The sequence below is a fragment of the Actinomadura sp. 9N407 genome (genome assembly GCF_044326315.1).
Classification (GTDB): domain Bacteria; phylum Actinomycetota; class Actinomycetes; order Streptosporangiales; family Streptosporangiaceae; genus Spirillospora.
Genome location: NZ_JBIRAW010000011.1, coordinates 27,937 through 47,053, shown reverse-complemented (window position 1 = coordinate 47,053; position 19,117 = coordinate 27,937). Strand labels below are relative to the sequence as shown.

The window sequence follows — 19,117 nt, the reverse complement described above, 5'->3', positions numbered from 1 at the left end:
GTGAAGAAGGATCTCCACCCCGACTACCGGCCGGTGGTCTTCCGCGACCGCGGCGCGGACTTCGCCTTCCTGACCCGCTCCACGGCGACCAGCGACAAGAGCATCGAGTGGGAGGACGGCAACGTCTACCCCTTGATCGATGTCGATGTGTCCTCGGCGAGCCACCCGTTCTATACCGGCCGGGTGCGCACGCTGGACACCGCCGGCCGGGTCGAGCGCTTCAAGCAGCGCTACGGGGGCCGCTGATGGCGGCGCGATGCCAGTTGACCGGCACCGAGCCGAGATTCGGCAAGCAGGTGTCGCACTCGCACCGGCGCACCTCGCGCCGTTTCGACCCCAACATCCAGTCCAAGCGCTACTGGCTGCCGAGCGAGCGCCGCTACGTGCGGCTGCGGCTGACGGCCCGCGCCATCAAGACCATCGACAAGATCGGCATCGAGGCGGCCGTGGCGCGCATCCGCGCCCGGGGAGGGAAGGTCTGATGGCCAAGAAGAGCAAGATCGCCGCCAATGAACGCCGCAAGGAGACCGTGCGGCGCCACGCCGCCCGCCGCGCGGAGCTCAAACGCCTGATCAACAGCCCGCACACCGCCGAGCAGATCCGCGCGGCGGCCGTCGTGGAACTGCGCCGCCAGCCCCGCGACGCCAGCGCCACCCGCGTGCGCAACCGTGACGCCGTCGACGGCCGCCCCCGTGGCCACCTGCGCAAGTTCGGTCTCTCCCGGGTCCGCTTCCGGGAGCTGGCACACCGCGGTGAGCTGCCCGGCATCACCAAATCCAGCTGGTAAGGAGAACCGACCGCCATGGCCGTTCCCAAACGCAAGAAGTCCCGGTCCAACACCCGGCACCGCCGTTCCCAATGGAAGGCGCAGACCCCCGACCTGGTCCCCATCACCGTCGAGGGCCGCGAAGTCCTGGTACCGCGCCGTCTCATCCGCGCCTACCAGACCGGGCTCATCCGCCCCTGACCGCTGGGCCGGGCGGCGGCCCCGTCGAGGTGCAGGAGCAGCAGGCGCACCCGGGTGAGCAGGACGCGCAGGCGTCGCCGGTGTCGGTGGCCGCGGCGCCTGCGGTGGAGGCGGCCGGGGTGGGGACGGCGCAGCAGGCGTCGCCGCGCCAAGCCTCGCGGCCTTCCTTGACCGCGACGGCGGCGATGACCAGCGCGGCGATCGGGTCGGCCCAGGACCAGCCGAACAGGCTGTTGACCGCCAGGCCGATCAGCAGCACACCGGACAGGTAGGTGCACAGCAGGGTCTGCTTGGAGTCGGCGACCGCGCTGGCCGAGCCGAGTTCGCGGCCGACGCGCCGCTGCGAGTGCGACAGGAACGGCATGACCGCCAAGCTGAGGGCCGCCAGCACCAGCCCGGCCGAGGAATGCTCGGCCTCGCCCGTTCCCAGCAGGGTGCGCACCGAGTCGAAGGTGACGTAGGCGGCCAGCGTGAAGAACGAGATCGCGATGATTCGCAGCGCCCGCTGCTCGCGCCGTTCGACCAGTTCGGGGGTGCGGGCGGAGAACTGCCAGGCGACCGCCGCGCCGGAGGCGACCTCGATCACCGAGTCCAGCCCGAACGCCACCAGCGCCCCCGAGGAGGCGATCGTCCCGGCGACGATCGCGACCACGGCCTCGATCACGTTGTAGGTGATGGTGGCGGCCACCAGCAGGCGCACCTGCCGCGCCAGTACCGCCCGCCGCTGCGGCAGCGGCCCGGGCGACAGCGTGGTCACGCCCGCACCTGCGCATCCGCAGAGCAGGTGCCCACCTGCGCGCCGTCGGCGGCGGTGCCGTAGGTGGGGCAGAGCGCGACGGCTCGGTCGGTGGCCGACAGCAGGTGCTCGGCCGAGCGCAGCAGGTCCAGCAGCTCGGGAGCGGCGATGAAGTAGAACGACTGGCGGCCATCGGCGCGGTAGTCCACCAGGTTGCAGCCGCGCAGGCAGGCCAGATGCTTGGACACCGTGGACTGGGCCAGCTCCAGTTCGCGGGTCAGGTCCACCACCCGCGACTCGCCCCGGGCCAGCCGCTGCACGATCGACAGCCGCACCGGATCGGCCAGCGAGTGGAACAGCGCCGCCGCCGGCGCCAGCCCGTCCAACGAAGTCATTCCACAATCAGAATCAATCGCCATATCGTGATGATATGCCGACCCTAGGAGTCGTCAAGCTCTGGCCGGTGACCGTCCTCTGCGCCGTGGGTGAGGACACCGCATGAACGGCGGCTCCGATGATCAAGGAGATGCCGGGTGGCCGGCGCTGCCGGTCCGCTCCCGCGCCCGGCCGACCTCATCTGCTCCCGATGCCGACGATGATCGCTTCGAGACCGGCCTCGAAGATCTCCTCCATGGGCAGGGTGAAGAACCCCACGCCGATCCGCGCGGCCGTGGGATGACGGACCGGGTCGATCCCGGCCAGGCCGTCTACGAACGCTTGTGAACGGCTGGGGTGCCGGGCTCGCCGTCGCCGTTCGTTGCCGTCCTCGATGGCCACGCGGGAGAAGGTCCAGCTCATGATGAGTGCGGTGCCGCGCGCGATCGCGGTGTCGTCGAGGCCGGCGGCGGCCACCGCCGAGGCGAGCAGGTCGAGGTGCCTGTACGCCTCGGGTCCCGCGGGGCCGTTCTCCAGAAGCCAAGCCGCCAGCCCGGGGTGCTGCCGCAGTACCGCGCGCTGAGCGCGGGCCCAGGCGCGGACGCGTTCGTCCCACGGGTCGTCGGGCGCGTTCGATGGGCGCACGAGGGCTCCGACGCGGTCGGCGACGAGGCGGACGAGTTCGTCGCGATCGGTGATGTGCCGATAGAGGGCCATCGGTGTGACGTCGAAGCGGGCGGCGACGGCGCGCATGGTGACCGCGTCGAGGCCGTCGGCGCGGGTGATGGCGAGGACGGCCTCGATGATGCTGTCGCGGTTCAGTGTCGTCGCGGGCTTCACCTGGCGACCCTATCGGTCGGCACGCGGATGATAACGGTTATCAATTTCATGATATACGTAGTAAACATTCGAGCCGTGCCGGTTCTCCGGTGCTGGAAGGTGAAGGTGCTGAATGCTGTCCACGACAGGCCGCAGGGCGGGGAGCCTGGCCGCGGGTGTGGCCGCGGCCATGCTGGTGACCGGGTGCACGGCTTCCAGCGGGTCGCAGGGGGACGGTTCGGCTGCGGGCGGGACGCTGCGGGCCGCGTTCTCAGGTGGCACGACGGAGACGTTGAACTACCTCCGAGGCCCGACGTCGCTGGACTACGTGCGGGCGAGGCTGGTGCACGCACCGCTGTGCGAGCTCGATCCGGCCTCGCCCGATGGGGTCTCGTACGGCGTGGTGGAGTCGATCGAGGTCGCCGACGATCTGTCCAAGTACACCCTGCGCGTGCGTGACGGGGTGCGCTTCACCGATGGGTCCGAGCTGACGAGCAGGGACGTGCTGTACTCGCTGCGGGCCCCGGCCGAGTTGAAGGGCCTTCCGTTCGCGCTGCTGGCGGCTCGGAGTTTCGATCTCGACGCGGCGTCGGCGCCGGATGCGTCGACCGTGGTGCTGCCGGCGCTGTCACCGGTCGCCGACGGCCGGGAACTGATCTGCCAGAGCATGCTCGCGATCAAGGACGGCACGAAGGAGTTCACACCGAAGACTCCTTCGTCGGGGCCGTTCACGATCGCCGCGTTCGAGCCGGGCCGGACCACGCTGCTCGAGCGCAACCCCGGCTACTACGGCACCGCGCCGTCCCTGAAGGCGATCGAGCTGCTCTCCATCCCCGACGGGACGGCCAGAGCGAACGCGTTGCGGCAGGGGCAGGTCGACTTCGCCGGCGGTTTCGCTCCGACGCAGGCGCAGACCCTTGGCAAGGCCGACGGGATCACGGTGACGGCGAGTGAGCTGCCGTACGCCTCGTACCTGCAGTTCACGATGAACGCCGAGGCAGAGCCGTTCGACGACCCGCGGGTGCGGGAGGCGTTCAGGCTCGCCGTCAACCGGAAGCGGATCGTGGACAACGTCTACTACGGTCGCGCGTTCGTGGGTAACGACCTGCCCGCACTCGGCTTCCCGAGCTATGGCAAGGCCATCGAGCAGCGCCCCCATGATCCGGCGCGGGCGCGGCGGCTGCTCGCCGACGCGGGTGCCGACGGGACGAGCGTAGAGCTCACGGCGGGCCCGGAGCTGCCCGGCATGGTCGAGACGGCGACGCTCATCGTCGAGGACCTGAAGGCGATCGGGGTGAAGGCGAGGCTGCGGGAACTGCCCGCGGGGCAGTTGTTCGCCGACCACGCCGCCTACCTGAAGCTGCCGTTCAGGGCCGGGTACAACCCGCCCGCGATGTTCGAGCCGAACCATGTTCCCGGTACCTTCCCGAAGGCCGATGCGCTGGTGAAGACCGCGCGCAGCGCCTCCACGGCCGAGAAGAGGCTGGCCGCCTCGCACCAGGCGCAGCGGGTGCTGTGGGAACAGGGCAATCAGATCGGGGCGGTGTTCGTGCCGACCATCAGTGCCGCCCGCGACGGGGTCTCCGGGGTACGAGAGCTGCAGTTCCCCGACCTGTCGAAGGCCACGGTCACCGGCCGGAAATGAGGTCGGCCGGCTGGATCGCGGTGAGGGCGGCCACCTGCGTGGCGACCCTGACCGTCCTCTCCGTCGTCGTGTTCTGGGCGGCCGAGGTACTTCCCGGCGACGCGGTCGGCGTCGTCGCAGGGCCGGACGCGACGGACGCCGAACGGGAGGCGGTCCGCGTCGCACTCGGGCTGGACCGGCCCCCGGTGCAGCGCTACGGGGAGTGGGTCGCGGGGATGCTGCACGGGAATCTCGGCACGTCACTGGTGTCGGGCCGGGATGTCGCCGACATCGTCGCGGCCCGGCTCGGGGCGAGCCTGGCGGTGCTGGTACCGGCCGCGGTACTCATTCTCATCCTGGCCGGTGCGCTCGGCACCGCGGCCGGACTACGGCCGGGAAGCCGCCTGGACCGCGGCCTGTCCGGGACGACGCTCGGACTGATCGGCATCCCGGACTTCCTCATCGCCACCGCGTTGCTGGTGGTGTTCACGCTCTGGTGGACGGTGCTGCCCACCGTCGCCCTGATCCCGCCCGGGGAGACGCTGTGGCAGCATCCGGAGCTGATCGCACTACCGGCACTGGCGCTCACGCTGGGCGGGTTCGGATCCACGATGCGACTGCTGCGCGCCTCGGTCGCGCAGACCGCGGCGGCGCCGTTCGCGGAATTCGCCCGGCTCAACGGCGTCCGAGGGCCTCGCTACGTACGGACCATCGTCTCGAACGCGGCCGGTCCGGCGATCCATGCCTTCACGGTCATGATCGCCGGCCTGCTGGGCGGCGGCATCGTGGTGGAGACGCTCTTCAACGTGCCCGGTGTGGGCTACGAACTCGCCCGCGCGGTCGAGAGCCGCGATGTGCCGCTCGTGCAGGGGCTGAGCCTGGTGCTGGCCGCGGCCACGCTGACCGTACTGCTCGTCGGCGACGTCGCCGCCCGGGCACTGGATCGGCGCACCGCCGATGCCGCGGTGACGTCATGACGGCCCGTCGCGTCAGGATGGGCCGGCGTTGGGTCGCCGCACCGGCGTTCCTCGTTCTCATCGTCGCCGTGGCGGGACCATGGCTGGCGGCCGGGAGCGTCACCGCGCCGGTCGGCGTGCCGTTCGAGCCGGCGGCCGCCGGGCGTCTGCTCGGCACGGATGTCCTCGGCCGGGACGTCCTGGCCCGGGTGCTCGCCGGCGGGCGCACGCTCATCCTGCAGGCCGTCGCGGCCACCGTGCTCGGCAGCATGGTCGGGCTCATCGTGGGGATCTGGACCGGTGCGACTCGCCGTCATCGGACGGCGCAGGCCGTGCTGCGGGTCGTCGACGCGGTCGCGGCCGTCCCCGCCCTGCTGCTGTTGCTGCTGCTCGCCGGCGGGCTGCCCGGCGACGATGCCATCGTGGCCGCCGCGATCGCGCTGGTCAGCACACCGTTCTCGGTACGGGTGATCCGGGAGCGCACCGCCCGGCTCGCCGCCGCCGAGTACGCCCGCGAGGCCGAGGCGCGCGGCGACGCGCTGCCCGCCCGGATCCGGCACGACATCCTGCCCGGGCTGGCGCCGGTCGCCCTTGCCGAGGCGGGGATCCGGTTCGTCGCCGCCACCCAACTCGCCGCCACCGCCGGGTTCCTCGGCCTGGGCGCAGGAGCCCCGGCCGCGAACTGGGGACGGATGGTGCGAGAGAACAGCACCGGCATCGCCGCCAACCCGCTTCCGGTCCTCGTCCCGGCCGCACTGCTCGTCGTGCTGGCCGTCGGCGTCACCCTCCTGCTCGACCGGGTCGCCGACGCGCGGCTGGGTGGGCTCGAGCCGGCGGGACGGCCGGCATGACGGCGACCGTGTCCAGCCTCACGATCACCACGTCCCACGGCGCCGTCCTCGACGCGGTCGACCTCGACCTGCGTCCGGGGGAGGTGACCGCGATCGTCGGCGAGTCCGGAGCCGGCAAGACCACGCTCGCCCATGCCGTGCTCGGTCACCTCGGTGCCGGTCTGCGCCGCACCGCCGGACGGGTCGAGGTGACCGGGCACGACCCGTTCACGCCGGAGGGACGGGCCGTGCTGCGGGGCAGAGTCACGGGCTACCTGCCACAGGATCCGGCGAGCGCGCTCGATCCGCGCCGCAGAGTCCTCTCGCAACTGCGCACTGCGGCACGCATCGCCCATCCGGGCGAGTCCCGGCGCGACCACGATGCCCGCATCCGCGCCGCCGCGGACGCGGCGGACTTCGACGCCGCGCTGCTGCGCCGCCATCCCGCCCAGCTCTCCGGCGGGCAGGCCCAGCGGTCCCTGCTGGCCTGGACCTTCCTCACCCGGCCCCGCCTGGTGATCCTCGACGAGCCCACCAGCGGGCTCGACCCCGACACCGCCCGGCGGGTGAGCGCCGCCTTCACCCGTCTGCCCTGGGAGCCGGCCGTGCTGCTCATCAGCCATGACCGCGCCCTTGTCGACCGTGCGGCCCACCGGGTGTTCGAACTCGCCGGGGGCCGGCTCCAGGCCGCGACCGCCTCGCCGCCCCCGGTTCCGCGCCCGGCCCGTCATCGCAGCCCGGATGGGCCCACCGGAGACGGCGAGGAGAGGGTGCTGGCAGCGGACGGGCTGACGATCCGTCGCGGGGGCGTTCCGCTGCTGCGGAACGCGTCCCTGCATCTCGCAGCGGGGGAGTTCGTCGCCGTGCAGGGGGTGTCGGGCAGCGGTAAGACCTCCCTCGCCCGCGCCCTGTGCGGCCTCGCCCCGCCCGACGCCGGACGCCTGTGCGTTCACGACGCCCCGGTCTCCTGGGACGGAGCCGCCCGGGCGCGCACAGGCGGCCCGTTCCTCGCCTATGTCGGGCAGGACGCCCGCGCCGCACTTAACCCGTACGAGACCGTCCGGCGCATGCTCGCCCGCGCCGTCGCCGCCGCGCACCGCCGCGGGATCCCTCCGGGCCCGGGACCGAAGGCGCTCCTCGACAGCCTCGGGCTCACCGCGGACGTGCTCGATCGCACCCCGGATCGACTCAGTGGCGGACAACGCCACCGGGTCATGCTCGCCCGCGCGCTCGCCGCCGTTCCGGCCGTGGTCGTCTGCGACGAGACCCTCGCCTCCCTCGACCGCACCACCGCCCGCCTCGTGCTCGGCGCGCTGGACGCCTGGCGCCGGACCACCGGGTCGGCGGTCCTGCTGATCACCCACCATGACGAGGTCGCCGCCCACGCCGACCGCGTCCTCACCCTCTCCGGAGAACGCCTCGAATGACCACCCTCGATCTGCTGCGCCCCGTACGCGGGCCCCTCGCGGCGGCGGCGGCCCTGCAAGCGCTCGGCAGCCTGCTCGCGCTCCTGCCCCTGCTGGTCCTCATCGCGTTCACCAGCGCCTTCATCGCCGACGACCGACTCCCCGGCACGACGCCCGTCGTCGTCGCGGTGCTCGGCACGGTCGGCGCCGCCCTCGCCACCGCCGCCGCCACGTGGATCGCGCACCGCGCCGACGCGAACCTCACCTGGATCCTGCAACGGCGGCTCTCCGGCACCATCCGCCACATCCCCGTGCCGGCCGTCACCGGACTCGGGACCGGACGGATCAAGAAGGTGGTCCACGACGACACCGCGGCCACGCACTACCTCGTCGCCCATACCCTGCTCGACGTGACCGCCCTGGTGGTCACACCACTGGCCGGGCTCATCGCGCTCGCCCTGGCCGACTGGCGGCTCGCACTGTGCAGCCTGATCCCGCTCGCGCTCGGAATCTGGTGGTACAGCCGCGCCATGCGCGGCTCCGGCGCGAACTTCGCCGAGTACGCCACCGCGCAGCAGCGCGTCAACACGACGATCGTCGACTACGTGCGCGGCCTGCCCACCGCGAAGGTCTACGGAGGCGCCGGCGGCGCGCGTGGCCGCTACACGGCCGCCGTGCACGCCTTCCACGATTTCTTTCGCGCCTGGTCGAGCGGCACCTCCGCCGTCACCACCGCCTCCTGGCTGGTCGTCGCGCCGGGCGCCACCTCCGCCTTTCTGGCCCTGGTCGGCGGAAGCGGCGTGGCCCTGGGGTGGGTGAGCCCGGCCGGCCTCGTCGCAGGCGTGCTGCTCGGCCCGGCGATCAGCGCCCCCGTAGCCGTCGCCGGGCCCCGGCTGCAAGCCCTCCGCACCGGCCTGTCCGCCCTGGGATCCATCCGTGAGCTTCTCGACCAGCCCCGGCTGTCCTGGGGCACGGCGACCCCCGCACGTGGCGTCGTCCGCCTCGACCACGTCGGCCACCGATACGACGACCGGCATGTCCTGCACGACATCACCTTCGCGCTCCCCGACCGCGGGCTGGTCGCGCTTGTCGGCGCCTCCGGCAGCGGCAAGAGCACCATCGCCGCCCTGCTCGCCCGCTTCACGGATCCCACCGCCGGTCACGTCCTCCTCGGCGGCACCGACCTGCGCGACCTGCCGGAGGCGGCGCTGTACGAGCGGATCGGATTCGTGTTCCAAGACACCAGACTGCGCCGGGCCGGCGTCCGCGACAATCTCACCGGCGGGCATCCCGTTCCCGAGGAACGGATCGTCGACGCCGCCCGGCAGGCGGCCGTCCACGACGTCATCCTCGCCCTCCCGCGCGGCTACGACACCGTTCTGGGAGATGACACCGACCTGTCCGGCGGGCAACGCCAGCGCATCGCCCTGGCGAGGGCACTGCTGCGCGAGCCCGGGTTGCTCGTCCTCGACGAGACGCTCTCCGCCGTCGACGCCGCCACCCGCACCGCCCTGCTCGCAAGCCTGCGTGCCCAAGCACGCCAGCGCACCGTCCTGCTCATCACCCACCAACTCCACCTCGTGCAGGACGCCGACCGCATCCTCGTCCTCGACCAGGGCCGCCTCGCCGGAGACGGCACCCACACCGAACTCCTCGCCGGCTGCTCCGCCTACCGCGCCCTCCAGGGACGCACGACAGCCGACACCGTCCCCGGGAAGAACTCCTAATGCTCCGCACACTCGCCCGCATCCTGCCCGCACCCGATCGACGGCGGCTCGGCGCACTCACGGCCTGGCTCACCGCGGCCGCCGTGCTCCACGGCATCGTTCTGGGACTCGTCGGCGTCGTCGTCGCCGCATGCCTCGAGTCCGATCCCGAGCCCATGTCGGCAATGATCGCTCTCACCGGGGCGGCCGTCGCGTTCGTCACCGTGCAATGGGTCGCGCAGACGGTCGCGTTCCGTGTCGGCAGCACCACCGCCCGCGCCCTGCACGAACGCCTCGGCGACCACCTGGCCGACCTGCCTCTGGGCTGGTTCACCCCGGCCCGGCAGGCCGACATCATCGACACGGGCACGACCGGCGTCCCGCAGCTCATGTCCTACCCGGCCATCCTTCTGCGCCCTGCCATCACCGCCCTCGTCACGCCTCCGGCCGCCGCACTCACCCTTGCGCTCCTGGACTGGCGCTTCACGCTCGCCGTGCTCGCCGCCACCGCCATCGCCTGGGCCGTCAGCCGCTACAGCGGCAGGCTGGCACGTGCCGTCGACGCCCGCCGCCACCGCACCACCGCAGAGGCGACGGACCGCGTCCTCGAATACGCCGACCGGCAGCCACTCATCCGCACCGACCAGCGCCCCGACGATACCGAGGCTCTCGACCGAGCCCTCCAGGAGGTCCGTGCCGCCTCACTGCGCTCGGCCGGCACCGTCATCCCCGGCCTCGTGCTGTTCGGCGTCACCCTCAACGCCCTCTTCGCCGCCCTGATCGCCGCCGGTGCCGCCTGGATGGCCGGTGCCACCCTCACCGCCCCCGTCTTCGTCGGCGTTCTCGTCGTCATCGCGCGCCTCACGTCCGTCGCCTCCGCCGGCGCCGACCTGGCCGCAGGGCTGCGTCTGCAGGATGGCGTCCTCACCCGGCTCGTGCAGACCCTCGACACGCCTCCCTTGCCCGTCCTGGACGCATCGCCCGCACATGCCGTGCCGCCCGGCGCGGACATCGCCCGCGCCGAGCACGTCTCGTTCCGCTACGACGACCGGCCCGTGCTCGAGAACGTGTCCTTCGTCCTGCCTCGCCGGGGGCTCACCGCGCTCGTCGGGCCCTCGGGCGCCGGGAAGACCACTCTCCTTCGGCTGCTCGCCCGGTTCTGGGATCCCACCAGCGGGCACATCACCCTCGACGGCGCCGATCTCCGCACCCTGCGCCCAGAGGATCTCTACGCAGGCATCGGCACCGTGCTCCAGGACGACCACCTGCTCGACACCACCATCCGGGAGAACATCCGCACCGCACGCCCCGACGCGTCCGACACCGACCTGGTCGCCGCCGTCCGCGCCGCAGGCCTCGAACGCATGATCGCCGATCTTCCAGGCGGAATGGACAGCCCCGTCGGGCCAGGCGGAAGCCGCCTGTCAGGCGGCGAGCGTCAACGTGTGTGCGTCGCCCGCGCCCTGCTCAAGGCCGCACCGCTCACCCTGATGGACGAGGCCACCGCCGCCCTCGACCCCGAGAACGCCCGCCTCGTCGGCGAAGCCGCCCACCGCCTCGCCGCCGCCGGGAGCGTACTCGTCATCGCCCACAACCTCGAGACCGTCCGCCGCGCAGACCACATCCTCGTCCTCGACCACGGCCACATCGTTCAGCGCGGCACGCACCAAGAACTCGCCGCCGAGGACGGCCTGTACCAACAGCTCATTCTTAGCCAGGACAATCACGAAAGAGACGCCCTTCTGCACCCTGGCTGATGTGCCGCCCCGAGGGTGGCCCGGCAGGCTTCCTTCTCCGACGACTCCGGCGAGAGCACAGGCCTTGAGGCCTGGTCCCTGGGCACTTGGCCGGGCGGGTCGCGCTGCTGCTGATCAGGTCGCCGTGGTGGTGTACCGCTCCCGCCGACGGCAACCGTAGAAGGTTCAGCGAGGGGCGGCGATGTGTTCGCCGTCCTTGGAGCGCTTCCTGGTCGGTGATGAAGCCGGCCACGCGACGTCGTCGATCGCGAGCCATGGCGCGGAGGCCACGGCCGTGGGCGTGAGCCCGGTGAACGTCTTGACCTCGCGGTGGAGGTGGGACTGGTCGGCGTAGCCGCTGTGGGCGGCGACGCCCGCGGTGGCGTGACCGGCTGCGAGAAGGTGGGCGGCGTGGTCGAAGCGCACCAGCCGGGCAGCGTGTTTGGGCGTGATGCCGAGCTGGGACCGGAAGCGGGACCACAGGCGCTTGCGGCTCCAGCCGACCTCGTCGGCCAGGCGGTCGACCCGCACCCGTCCCCGGCTGGTGAGCGTCCGCCGCCAGGTGTGGGCGACCTCCGGATCGACCGGCCGGTGGTCGCCGAGCCGCCGACCGAGGATGTCCGCGGCGATCGCGAACCGCTCGTCCCACGACGTGGCGGCGCGCAGCCTGTCTTCGGCTCGCCCGGCGTCGCGGCCCCAGATGTCGGCGAGAGCCGCCAGCGTCCCGGTGAGTTCGGCGGATGCGCCGAGCAGCGCGGCCGCCGCGTCCGGCTCCAGACGGATCTGCAGGCACTCGCCGGTCCCTTGGCCGGTCGTCCGGAGATCGCCGGGGAGCAGGCCGACGACGACACTGCCGCGCTCCCGCCGGCCAGGCCCGTCGTGGGTGATGCCTTCTCCATCGGTCAGATCGATGAGCAGGGTGACGGACGGGTGGGCGACCATCGTGATGTCGACGCGTCCGGAATCCCGATGGCGGAACCCGGCCATGCTGATCCCCGGCGGCCCACCCATCGAGCGCGGGACGGCGACTTCCACGCCCGCCCAGTCGAATGGTGTTTCGGCCGACAGCACGTGTCCAGCCTATGCCCGCCGCGCCAGGAGGCCGGGCGTCAGTGTTCCGCAGCCGCGAATTCCAGTAGCAGTTCGCTGGTGGCCTCGGGCGCTTCGAGCATGGGCATATGCCCGACGCCGGGCAGCATCTCGACCCGCGCGCCCGGCACCGCGTCGTACTGGTGCGCCGACGACGGCTCCCAGCGGGGATCGGCGGCGCCGAAGATCACCAGGACCGGGACGCCGAGGGCGGCCAGGCGATCGGGCACGCTCCGTTCGGCGAGGTAGGCGCCGTTCTTCCGCAGCACCTCCCTGAACGTGCGGTACGTGGTGCCCCTGAGGTCGGCGACCATGGCGTCCGGGACGTCCACCGGCTGGACGGCCGTCGCTTCGACCGCCTTACGGATCATCGCGTCCGAACGTCTCGACCACAGCAGCGGGCCGAAGGGCGGCCCCAGCAGCACCCGCAAGATGAGCGGCTGCGGAAGGAGCGCATCGGGCCGCGGCCCAGTGCTGACCAACGCGATCGACCCCACCAGGTCGGGCCGCTGTTCGGCGAGCGCGGTGGCGACATAACCGCCGCTGGAGTGCCCGACCACGGTGACGCGGTCCAAGCCGAGATCGTCCAGCATCGCCGCCACCCGTCCCGCATGGTCCGGCACATCGTGCGACGCCGCAGGCGGGGACTGGCCGCAGCCCGGCAGGTCGACCCGGATGAGATGATGCCGCCCGGCGAGAGCCGGGACCAGCGGGCTCCAGGAGCCACCCGATGCCCCCGACCCGTGGACGAGCAACAACGGCGCCGCCTGGCGCGAGCCGTCATGGACGACGTGCATTCGATACGAGCGCTCAACCTCAGATCTGCTCATGCAGGGAACGATGCACCGACGCCCGCCCACCGGTCTTGGACGAATGTTCCCGCCGAGCGGAGGACGGTAGCGCTCACCCGAGGATGATCTCCAGTTTTCGGCCAGGTTCGCGTCGCCGAGTTCGAGCAGAACAGGGTCGTGCACGCACGCCGAACAACCGTGCACTCTCCCGAAAGACAGATCGGGTCGCTGCCGCGCACCCTGGCGCAAGGACGGCCATTCAGGTGGTTCACCAGCCGGTGATGAGCGGCTGTGAAGGCGGCCCGCACCACTGATCAGATACAGGGCTCTTGGAAGGCCATCTGATGCCAGCGGCCAGCAGCGACACGCGAAGAAGAGGAGCACGACAATGGCAGGTTTCAAGACACGTAACCTCCCGGCCCGGCTGGGCGCGACCCTGACCGCGGCCGCCGCAGCGACAGCGGTAGCGGTCTCACCCGGCTTGGCCCAGGCCACCGATTCGTCGGCCGGCTCGTCAACCGCTTCGGCGGCGGCCCGGCACTGTGCGGTCCTGGTCGGCCCCTCGAACGACGGCAGGCCCTCCCCGGTCCTGGCGCAGGCCTGCGACGACACCTCGGCCGCAACGGCACGAGCCAGGACGCTCCAAGCGGCCGCCAAGGCTGGCCGCAACGCGAACACGACACCACGCTTGGCGACCGTGCTGATGACCCTGTACAGCGACACCAACTACCGCGGCACCTCCCATCAGGTGCTCGGCAGCGCGGGCACCTGCGACCGCGCTGGCTACCGAATCGGCCTCGCGCAGTGGCAGCTCTCGCCCTGGATGTACATCCTCAGTTCGATCAAACGCGCCGGGGCCTGCAACAAGGCGCGGGTCACCAACCGGGCGAGCACCCACTCGGAGTCTTTCGACCTGTCGGTGCCCTACCTCGGGTCGCTCCTGAACGACAACGTCGGTGTCATTTGGGTCTACAACCGCGCATAGACGGTGGCCAACTCCCGCAGCTGTCCGCAGCCCGATGGTAGGAAGATCGGTGCAGGTCAGGAAGGACCGGAGCGATCGCGCCACCGTAGCGAGATCGGCGCGGCCGCTGCCCCGCGTACTCGACCAGGTCCCCGAGCACCTGCGTAACAGCCTGCCGGGTTGGATGCGCTGGATCGGCTTTCCCTGGAGCGCGACCGGGCTTCTGGAACGCCGCTTAGCCTTGTAGACGATGGTGGCCCGGGTGGCGTCGGGCGGGTCGGACTGATCGGAGAAGACGATGCGCAACACCGAACTGGCCAAGCTCGACGGGCTCATCGGCCGGTGGACGACGACAATGTCGCAAGCATGGTTCCTCGAACCGCCGGGCGCGGAAGTGCCGGGTACGACCACCGTCGAGTGGCTGGGGGAGTCGCTCCTGTTCGTGCGCACGCAGCTCGGCGAGGGTGCGCACCACTCCGAGATGAGCCTCGTCGTAGGACGCAGTGACCCCAACGACGCCTACGTAGCCCTCTACCAAGACGAACGTGGTGTCTGCCGCCAGTACGCCATGACTTTCGACGGCGTGCACTGGACCCTGACCCGCAAGGATCCGGACTTCCACCAGCGCTTCATCGCCGATGTCGAGAAGGACCGCATCCTCGGACGCTGGGAGGCCTCCGAGGATGAGGGCAGAACCTGGCGGAAGGACTTTGACCTCACCTTCGAGCGCACCTGAGCTCGAACCCGGCTGACAGGATGCTGATCGCCTTCCAAGGTCTTGCCGGTGCCCTGCAGGCTGTACCCATTCTCCTGCAGCAGCCGGACCACCGTCGGTGCGGTCACCCGGTGTCCCTGCCGGGATAACTCCGCGGCCAGGTGCCGCAGCGACTTCGCCGTCCGTCGCAGCGGCGGCTCCGGATCGCCGCGCTCGTCCGGCTCGTCCAGCGCCGGCAACGCTGGCAGCAGCAGCGGGATCGACAGCCTCGGCCCGCAACCGGCCGCCACCCGCTCGTCGCACCCGTCCCTCAGGCAGTGGACCCCGGATTCGAGTTCGGTCACGCCCTTGCGGATGGTGCTCTCGCTGACACCGGCCAGCCGCGCGACCAGCCGAACACTCCCGTGCCCCAGCAACCGGCCTTCGGTCGCCACGCGAACCGCCGCTGCCGCTCGTTCAGATGTGGCAACAACACCGCGAACCGCTCGCGTGCCTCGCCCTGGATGGCCACACCACGCGATCGAACCGGAAACCGAGAAGCACCGTGTTGCTTCCTTACAACTCCGTCTGCTGCGCAGCAGCTTCCGCTACACCTCCGCGCCGACTGGGCCGCCATCGCCAAGGACCTCAAACCGGTCAACACCGTCCCGAGCGAGTCTGCCGCCACAGCGGTGGCTGGAGTTCGCCGAGACCTGGGGAGGCAAGTATCTGGCGATCGTGCGGTCGTGGGAGACCGCACCCGAATGTGTCTACCTCGCGGTGATGAGCCTGGACCCCAAAGGCACCGGCCGCACCGCTGTGTCACCTGCTGGAAGGCCGCCCTCAATGCCTTCGACATCACCTTCGAAGGCCGTGTCGCCACCACCCGCCACTGCTGTGGGCCTTTCTGCGCAGCTGGGCCACGCTTTCGCCGGGCTCGTCGTCGTCCACCCGGCAATCACGCCTGTCGCCCCACTGAGCGTGAGACCGTCGGCGGCTCGCTGTTTCCACAACCTGAGGCTCATCACTCAGCCTGCCACCGGCGAGGCACTTCCCGGCCCGCCACCGCACGCCTGTGGCCACCTCGGCACGGCTTTCGACGCAGAGGGGGCCATGGGAGTGCATTCGCCGGATGCCTTGGCTGCGGCCATCGGTTGCGCAGGTGGGTGGGGGTCAGGGCTTCAGGTACGGGTCGGTGATCTCGCGGAGCCGGGTGAGGGTGTCGTGGAGCTGCTCCATGCGGCGGCGGCCGAGGTGGGCTGCCCATTCGGCTTCGACCTCGGCCACCGCCGCGTCGCCGATGGGTTTCAGGGCACGGGCGCGTTCGGTCAGCCGCACCAGCCGGGCCCTGGCGTCGCTGGGGTCGGGGGTGCGCTCGACGTATCCGGCGCGTTCGAGCTGGTCGACGAGATAGCCGGCGGTCTGCTTGGTCACCTGGGCGGCCTCGGCGAGCTCGCTGACCCGGGAGCCGCCGTCGTCGATCCGCTGCAGAAGCCTGCCCTGGGCCAGGGTGATGTCGTCGTGCCCCGCCGCGGCCAGCGCGGCGAACACCCGCTGCTCCACGGCCCGGTACGGGATGAACAGCAGGAGCCCGACATTGAGGTTCTCGGCCACGCGACTCCCTTGACGTTAGTCAGAGCCTCTGTCTATTTTGGACAGAGAGGCTGACTGAATCGATCCCATCGTACTGACCCATCCTGGGGGGCGGCATGGACGAGACGGCGATGTGGCAGGTCCTCGACGACGAGCGCCTCAAAGGCTCCTTTCATGCCTGTCATCGCTCTGCGAAAAGGGGGCTGCACGGTGTTCCTGGTGAGTTCGCGCAGGGGTGTGCTGGCGGTGCTGGCCGCGTGCATGCTGGTCATCTCCGGATGCGGGATCGTCGGTGCGCGTGATCACGCCGGCGATGATCCTGCGGAGCTGGTGCGGCGGCTGCGGTCCGGCACGTTCGGTACCGAGCAGGTGAATGTGGTCATCGGGGTGCTGCGCCGCGCGGGCGCCGGGGTGTACGACGACTTCGGCCCCACCGGGGGACCGCCCATCCGGCTGACCAGATGGCAGGTGCGGAATCTGGCGGCCGAGGCCGCCGCAGGCGGTGGACGGACCGGCGCAGATCTCAACGCCGAGTTCCCCACCCCGGCGGGGATGCCGCCGATCGGGTTCGTGGTCAACGCCTGGCTGATCACGCATCGCAGCGAGGCCGCGCGCTTCGCGCGGGCGCTGCTCGGCGAGCGTGACTGGCGGCACCCGGAGACGATCGCGTATCCGCGGCTGGTCGTCACCCTGTTCCTTGCTCAGGCGACCAAGGGCGCCGCCCAGCCCGCGGCCACCGCTCCAGAACAGCCCCCGCCGGCCAACGGTCCGACGCAGCCGATGCCCTCCCCGTCGGCGACGCTTCCGGTGCCGGGCACGCCCACACCACGGCCCGTACCGCCGACGAACCCGGTGGTGTCGCCGACGCCGCCCCTGCCCGGGGAGACCGCCGAGCCGACCCAGCCGCCGGCCGCCGCGAGGATCCGGCTGGACGACCGGAAGGTGCGGACGGTGGCCTGGCGGCGGGAGCGCGCGAATCTCTGTACGGGCCTCGCCAACTTCGTGTCCGGCGGGCTCGACAGCCTCGCCAAGTTCATGAAGGTCGACGCGAGCGGCAGCGGCGGGTTCGTCCGGTTCCTCGCCTCGATCTGGAACGCCGTCGTCGACCTGGCGGCGGCCGCCGTGAAGGCGCTGATCAGAACGGTGATCGCGCCGGTCGTCAACGCGATCGGCGGAGTCCTGACGGCCATCGGGTTCGCCTACCAGCTGTCCACGCTGGTCAAGGAATGGAACGTCCGCATCGAACCGGTCCCGTCCCGCAACGCCTTCGGCATCGGCGCGCCCAGCACCGGCCGATTCAAGCTCACGGTCAGCAACGACCGCTTCGAGATGCCCGCCGACCTGGAAAGCTGCGCCCAGAGCGCGGGCCTGGACCTGGTCGGTGCCGGAGCACCCGGCAGCAAGGTCACCTGGACCACCGCCAACGGCGGACGTCCCGACCTGGCCACCAAAACCCAGGCGGACGAGACCATCAGCAAGGACCGGACCGCCTACCTGTCCTACAACACCGGGACCGAGACGGCTGCTGACGCCAAGGGAACCGAGCAAAGCGGCCTGCTGGAGGTCCGCGCCATGATCCGCCGGGAGCAGGTCGAGCGGTTCCGTCAATTCATCGTGGACAAACTCCTTAAAATCTTGGACGCCCTCTCCATGCCCGAGGCGGTCAGGAACTTCATCCGCGACACCCTCGCCCGTCCCGCCGTCGACGCCGCCACTGACAACCTGGCCAAACACCTCGACGTCAAGGGCTATGGCGTGGTCGGCATCAGCTACCACGTCCCCAAGCAATCCACCCCGCCAGTCCCCAGAGGCGGTACCGACGACGGAACCAGGCCGCCGCCCGCAGGCGACCTGTGCAGCCAACTCGGAACCGGCATCTACACCGGAACCCTCACATGGAGCACAACGGACACTGGCAATACACACACCGACGGTGGGGGCGGCGTTCTCACGGGCACCGTTCGCCATACCGGAAGTGGCCCGATCCGCTTCACCATCGCCTCCGACGGCACCGTGTCCGGAACGTGGGAAAGCCAGGCGCAGGTGAGGGCGTCCAACGGAGGGTACGACTTCGAATTGCGCGGCGGCCGAGTCGAAGGCCGGGGCTGCCGTCCTGCACTCTCGCCCACGATCACCTTCATCAGAAAGGACGCCGGTCTCAGGCTCTCCGGCTACCCGGTAGGCGCCATGATTCCCCAATTGGCGAACTACAAAGTCAGTGGCCGTACCCTCCGCGCCGCCAACGCCTTGGACATGCCGGTCACCGGAGGCACGAGCCACGCCACAGTCACCCTTACCGCCAACCACTAGCCCATGGACCCGGTTCGGAAACGCCCCTCCGACTCGCTCTGCCACCCACGCTGGCGGTCGATCGGCGCGGAGGGCTCCCGGACTCCTGACCCCGAACTGCGCCTCGGCGCCGTCGGTCGGCTGCCGAGGTGGTTTCCAGTCGGGCGGTGGGGATCGTTCCCCCGACTGCCTGGGTGTCTGCACCCTGATCCACCGGAACAGCACGTTTCATGATGTGGAAGGCACCTGAATGGAAGGAAGTCCGATGTCCCGTCCCGAACTCTCCGGAGTCCACCACGTGAAGATCCCCGTCACCGCGCTCGGCCGTGCGCTGCCCTGGTACGAGCGGGTCTTCGGCTTCCGTGTGACCTGGGAGTTCCCCGACGAGGACGGCACGGTCCGCGGCGTCGCGGGGCAGATCCCGGGCTTGGGCGACATCCTGCTCGCCCTCCGGGAGAACGGCCGTGCCGCCGAAGGCTGCAGGGGCTTCGACCCCGTCGGCTTCGGCGTCTAGGACCACGACGCGCTCGCCGCCTGGGCGG

20 protein-coding genes and 1 pseudogene are annotated in these 19,117 nt (G+C 71.1%); 14 read left to right on the top strand and 7 right to left on the bottom strand.

Features of this window, described 5'->3' with window-relative positions; genetic code table 11:
- From ACH34Q_RS19190 to rpmF, 4 genes are read left to right on the top strand one after another with little or no spacing between them, the layout of a single operon-like run.
- Positions 1 to 246, top strand: coding sequence for a type B 50S ribosomal protein L31 (locus tag ACH34Q_RS19190; protein ID WP_395984330.1), 246 nt, complete (start codon positions 1 to 3; stop codon positions 244 to 246).
- Positions 246 to 482 carry a 50S ribosomal protein L28 gene (rpmB, locus tag ACH34Q_RS19185; protein ID WP_395984329.1) on the top strand — a complete coding sequence of 79 codons (237 nt, stop codon included), beginning with the start codon at positions 246 to 248 and terminating at the stop codon, positions 480 to 482. The genes ACH34Q_RS19190 and rpmB overlap by 1 nt, the downstream gene beginning before the upstream one ends.
- Positions 482 to 787, top strand: coding sequence for a 30S ribosomal protein S14 (rpsN, locus tag ACH34Q_RS19180; protein WP_395984328.1), 306 nt, complete (start codon positions 482 to 484; stop codon positions 785 to 787). The genes rpmB and rpsN overlap by 1 nt, the downstream gene beginning before the upstream one ends.
- Before the next feature lie 15 nt (positions 788 to 802).
- Positions 803 to 967: a 50S ribosomal protein L32 gene (rpmF, locus tag ACH34Q_RS19175; protein ID WP_395984327.1), complete on the top strand. Its 165-nt coding sequence runs from the start codon at positions 803 to 805 to the stop codon at positions 965 to 967.
- On the opposite strand, the gene ACH34Q_RS19170 is transcribed toward rpmF, so the two are convergent.
- The 3 genes from ACH34Q_RS19170 to ACH34Q_RS19160 all read right to left on the bottom strand — a co-directional run bounded on the left by ACH34Q_RS19170 (position 954) and on the right by ACH34Q_RS19160 (position 2,918).
- Positions 954 to 1,724, bottom strand: coding sequence for a cation transporter (locus tag ACH34Q_RS19170; protein ID WP_395984326.1), 771 nt, complete (start codon positions 1,722 to 1,724; stop codon positions 954 to 956). The genes rpmF and ACH34Q_RS19170 overlap by 14 nt on opposite strands.
- Entirely contained in the window at positions 1,721 to 2,098 is a 378-nt protein-coding gene (locus tag ACH34Q_RS19165) for an ArsR/SmtB family transcription factor (protein ID WP_395984325.1), read from the bottom strand. The genes ACH34Q_RS19170 and ACH34Q_RS19165 overlap by 4 nt, the downstream gene beginning before the upstream one ends.
- A gap of 178 nt (positions 2,099 to 2,276) precedes the next feature.
- Positions 2,277 to 2,918, bottom strand: a complete 642-nt coding sequence (locus ACH34Q_RS19160) for a TetR/AcrR family transcriptional regulator (protein WP_395984324.1) — start codon at positions 2,916 to 2,918, stop codon at positions 2,277 to 2,279.
- A gap of 112 nt (positions 2,919 to 3,030) precedes the next feature.
- On the opposite strand from ACH34Q_RS19160, the gene ACH34Q_RS19155 reads away from it, so the two are divergent.
- The 6 genes from ACH34Q_RS19155 to ACH34Q_RS19130 are packed head-to-tail and all read left to right on the top strand — an operon-like array spanning position 3,031 to position 11,176.
- Complete coding sequence (locus ACH34Q_RS19155) at positions 3,031 to 4,542, top strand: ABC transporter substrate-binding protein (protein WP_395984323.1); 1,512 nt, start codon at positions 3,031 to 3,033, stop codon at positions 4,540 to 4,542.
- On the top strand, positions 4,539 to 5,498 hold the full coding sequence (locus tag ACH34Q_RS19150; protein WP_395984322.1) for an ABC transporter permease: 960 nt from the start codon (positions 4,539 to 4,541) through the stop codon (positions 5,496 to 5,498). The genes ACH34Q_RS19155 and ACH34Q_RS19150 overlap by 4 nt, the downstream gene beginning before the upstream one ends.
- Entirely contained in the window at positions 5,495 to 6,328 is an 834-nt protein-coding gene (locus ACH34Q_RS19145) for an ABC transporter permease subunit (protein ID WP_395984321.1), read from the top strand. The genes ACH34Q_RS19150 and ACH34Q_RS19145 overlap by 4 nt, the downstream gene beginning before the upstream one ends.
- Positions 6,325 to 7,734: an ABC transporter ATP-binding protein gene (locus ACH34Q_RS19140; RefSeq protein ID WP_395984320.1), complete on the top strand. Its 1,410-nt coding sequence runs from the start codon at positions 6,325 to 6,327 to the stop codon at positions 7,732 to 7,734. The genes ACH34Q_RS19145 and ACH34Q_RS19140 overlap by 4 nt, the downstream gene beginning before the upstream one ends.
- Positions 7,731 to 9,440: an ABC transporter ATP-binding protein gene (locus ACH34Q_RS19135; RefSeq protein ID WP_395984319.1), complete on the top strand. Its 1,710-nt coding sequence runs from the start codon at positions 7,731 to 7,733 to the stop codon at positions 9,438 to 9,440. The genes ACH34Q_RS19140 and ACH34Q_RS19135 overlap by 4 nt, the downstream gene beginning before the upstream one ends.
- Entirely contained in the window at positions 9,440 to 11,176 is a 1,737-nt protein-coding gene (locus ACH34Q_RS19130; RefSeq protein WP_395984318.1) for an ABC transporter ATP-binding protein, read from the top strand. Before ACH34Q_RS19135 ends, ACH34Q_RS19130 begins: the two co-directional genes overlap by 1 nt.
- Before the next feature lie 165 nt (positions 11,177 to 11,341).
- On the opposite strand, the gene ACH34Q_RS19125 is transcribed toward ACH34Q_RS19130, so the two are convergent.
- Together ACH34Q_RS19125 and ACH34Q_RS19120 are read right to left on the bottom strand one after the other, a co-directional pair.
- On the bottom strand, positions 11,342 to 12,226 hold the full coding sequence (locus tag ACH34Q_RS19125; RefSeq protein WP_395984317.1) for a helix-turn-helix domain-containing protein: 885 nt from the start codon (positions 12,224 to 12,226) through the stop codon (positions 11,342 to 11,344).
- Positions 12,227 to 12,264: 38 nt separating this feature from the next.
- Positions 12,265 to 13,074: an alpha/beta fold hydrolase gene (locus ACH34Q_RS19120; protein ID WP_395984316.1), complete on the bottom strand. Its 810-nt coding sequence runs from the start codon at positions 13,072 to 13,074 to the stop codon at positions 12,265 to 12,267.
- A gap of 349 nt (positions 13,075 to 13,423) precedes the next feature.
- Between ACH34Q_RS19120 and ACH34Q_RS19115 the strand changes: the two genes are divergently transcribed.
- Both ACH34Q_RS19115 and ACH34Q_RS19110 read left to right on the top strand, forming a co-directional pair.
- Entirely contained in the window at positions 13,424 to 14,020 is a 597-nt protein-coding gene (locus ACH34Q_RS19115) for a hypothetical protein (protein WP_395984315.1), read from the top strand.
- Positions 14,021 to 14,297: 277 nt separating this feature from the next.
- Positions 14,298 to 14,735, top strand: coding sequence for a hypothetical protein (locus ACH34Q_RS19110; RefSeq protein WP_395984533.1), 438 nt, complete (start codon positions 14,298 to 14,300; stop codon positions 14,733 to 14,735).
- A gap of 17 nt (positions 14,736 to 14,752) precedes the next feature.
- On the opposite strand, the pseudogene ACH34Q_RS19105 reads toward ACH34Q_RS19110, so the two are convergent.
- Together ACH34Q_RS19105 and ACH34Q_RS19100 are read right to left on the bottom strand one after the other, a co-directional pair.
- Positions 14,753 to 15,189 (bottom strand): annotated as a pseudogene (locus ACH34Q_RS19105) (ISAzo13 family transposase); the annotation flags it as partial.
- A 677-nt stretch (positions 15,190 to 15,866) separates the two neighbouring features.
- Positions 15,867 to 16,307, bottom strand: coding sequence for a MarR family winged helix-turn-helix transcriptional regulator (locus tag ACH34Q_RS19100; protein ID WP_395984314.1), 441 nt, complete (start codon positions 16,305 to 16,307; stop codon positions 15,867 to 15,869).
- A gap of 198 nt (positions 16,308 to 16,505) precedes the next feature.
- On the opposite strand from ACH34Q_RS19100, the gene ACH34Q_RS19095 reads away from it, so the two are divergent.
- Complete coding sequence (locus ACH34Q_RS19095) at positions 16,506 to 18,596, top strand: hypothetical protein (RefSeq protein ID WP_395984313.1); 2,091 nt, start codon at positions 16,506 to 16,508, stop codon at positions 18,594 to 18,596.
- A gap of 244 nt (positions 18,597 to 18,840) precedes the next feature.
- Positions 18,841 to 19,089 (top strand): VOC family protein, encoded by a 249-nt coding sequence (locus tag ACH34Q_RS19090; protein ID WP_395984312.1) that lies wholly within the window; start codon positions 18,841 to 18,843, stop codon positions 19,087 to 19,089.
- Positions 19,090 to 19,117: the final 28 nt, after the last annotated feature.

Coding starts and splice junctions, on each gene's coding strand:
- rpmB (WP_395984329.1), top strand. CDS start 246: ATGGCGGCGCGATGCCAGTTGACCGGCACCGAGCCGAGATTCGGCAAG.
- rpsN (WP_395984328.1), top strand. CDS start 482: ATGGCCAAGAAGAGCAAGATCGCCGCCAATGAACGCCGCAAGGAGACC.
- rpmF (WP_395984327.1), top strand. CDS start 803: ATGGCCGTTCCCAAACGCAAGAAGTCCCGGTCCAACACCCGGCACCGC.
- ACH34Q_RS19165 (WP_395984325.1), bottom strand. CDS start 2,098: ATGACTTCGTTGGACGGGCTGGCGCCGGCGGCGGCGCTGTTCCACTCG.
- ACH34Q_RS19155 (WP_395984323.1), top strand. CDS start 3,031: ATGCTGTCCACGACAGGCCGCAGGGCGGGGAGCCTGGCCGCGGGTGTG.
- ACH34Q_RS19150 (WP_395984322.1), top strand. CDS start 4,539: ATGAGGTCGGCCGGCTGGATCGCGGTGAGGGCGGCCACCTGCGTGGCG.
- ACH34Q_RS19145 (WP_395984321.1), top strand. CDS start 5,495: ATGACGGCCCGTCGCGTCAGGATGGGCCGGCGTTGGGTCGCCGCACCG.
- ACH34Q_RS19140 (WP_395984320.1), top strand. CDS start 6,325: ATGACGGCGACCGTGTCCAGCCTCACGATCACCACGTCCCACGGCGCC.
- ACH34Q_RS19135 (WP_395984319.1), top strand. CDS start 7,731: ATGACCACCCTCGATCTGCTGCGCCCCGTACGCGGGCCCCTCGCGGCG.
- ACH34Q_RS19130 (WP_395984318.1), top strand. CDS start 9,440: ATGCTCCGCACACTCGCCCGCATCCTGCCCGCACCCGATCGACGGCGG.
- ACH34Q_RS19120 (WP_395984316.1), bottom strand. CDS start 13,074: ATGAGCAGATCTGAGGTTGAGCGCTCGTATCGAATGCACGTCGTCCAT.
- ACH34Q_RS19115 (WP_395984315.1), top strand. CDS start 13,424: ATGGCAGGTTTCAAGACACGTAACCTCCCGGCCCGGCTGGGCGCGACC.
- ACH34Q_RS19110 (WP_395984533.1), top strand. CDS start 14,298: ATGCGCAACACCGAACTGGCCAAGCTCGACGGGCTCATCGGCCGGTGG.
- ACH34Q_RS19090 (WP_395984312.1), top strand. CDS start 18,841: ATGTCCCGTCCCGAACTCTCCGGAGTCCACCACGTGAAGATCCCCGTC.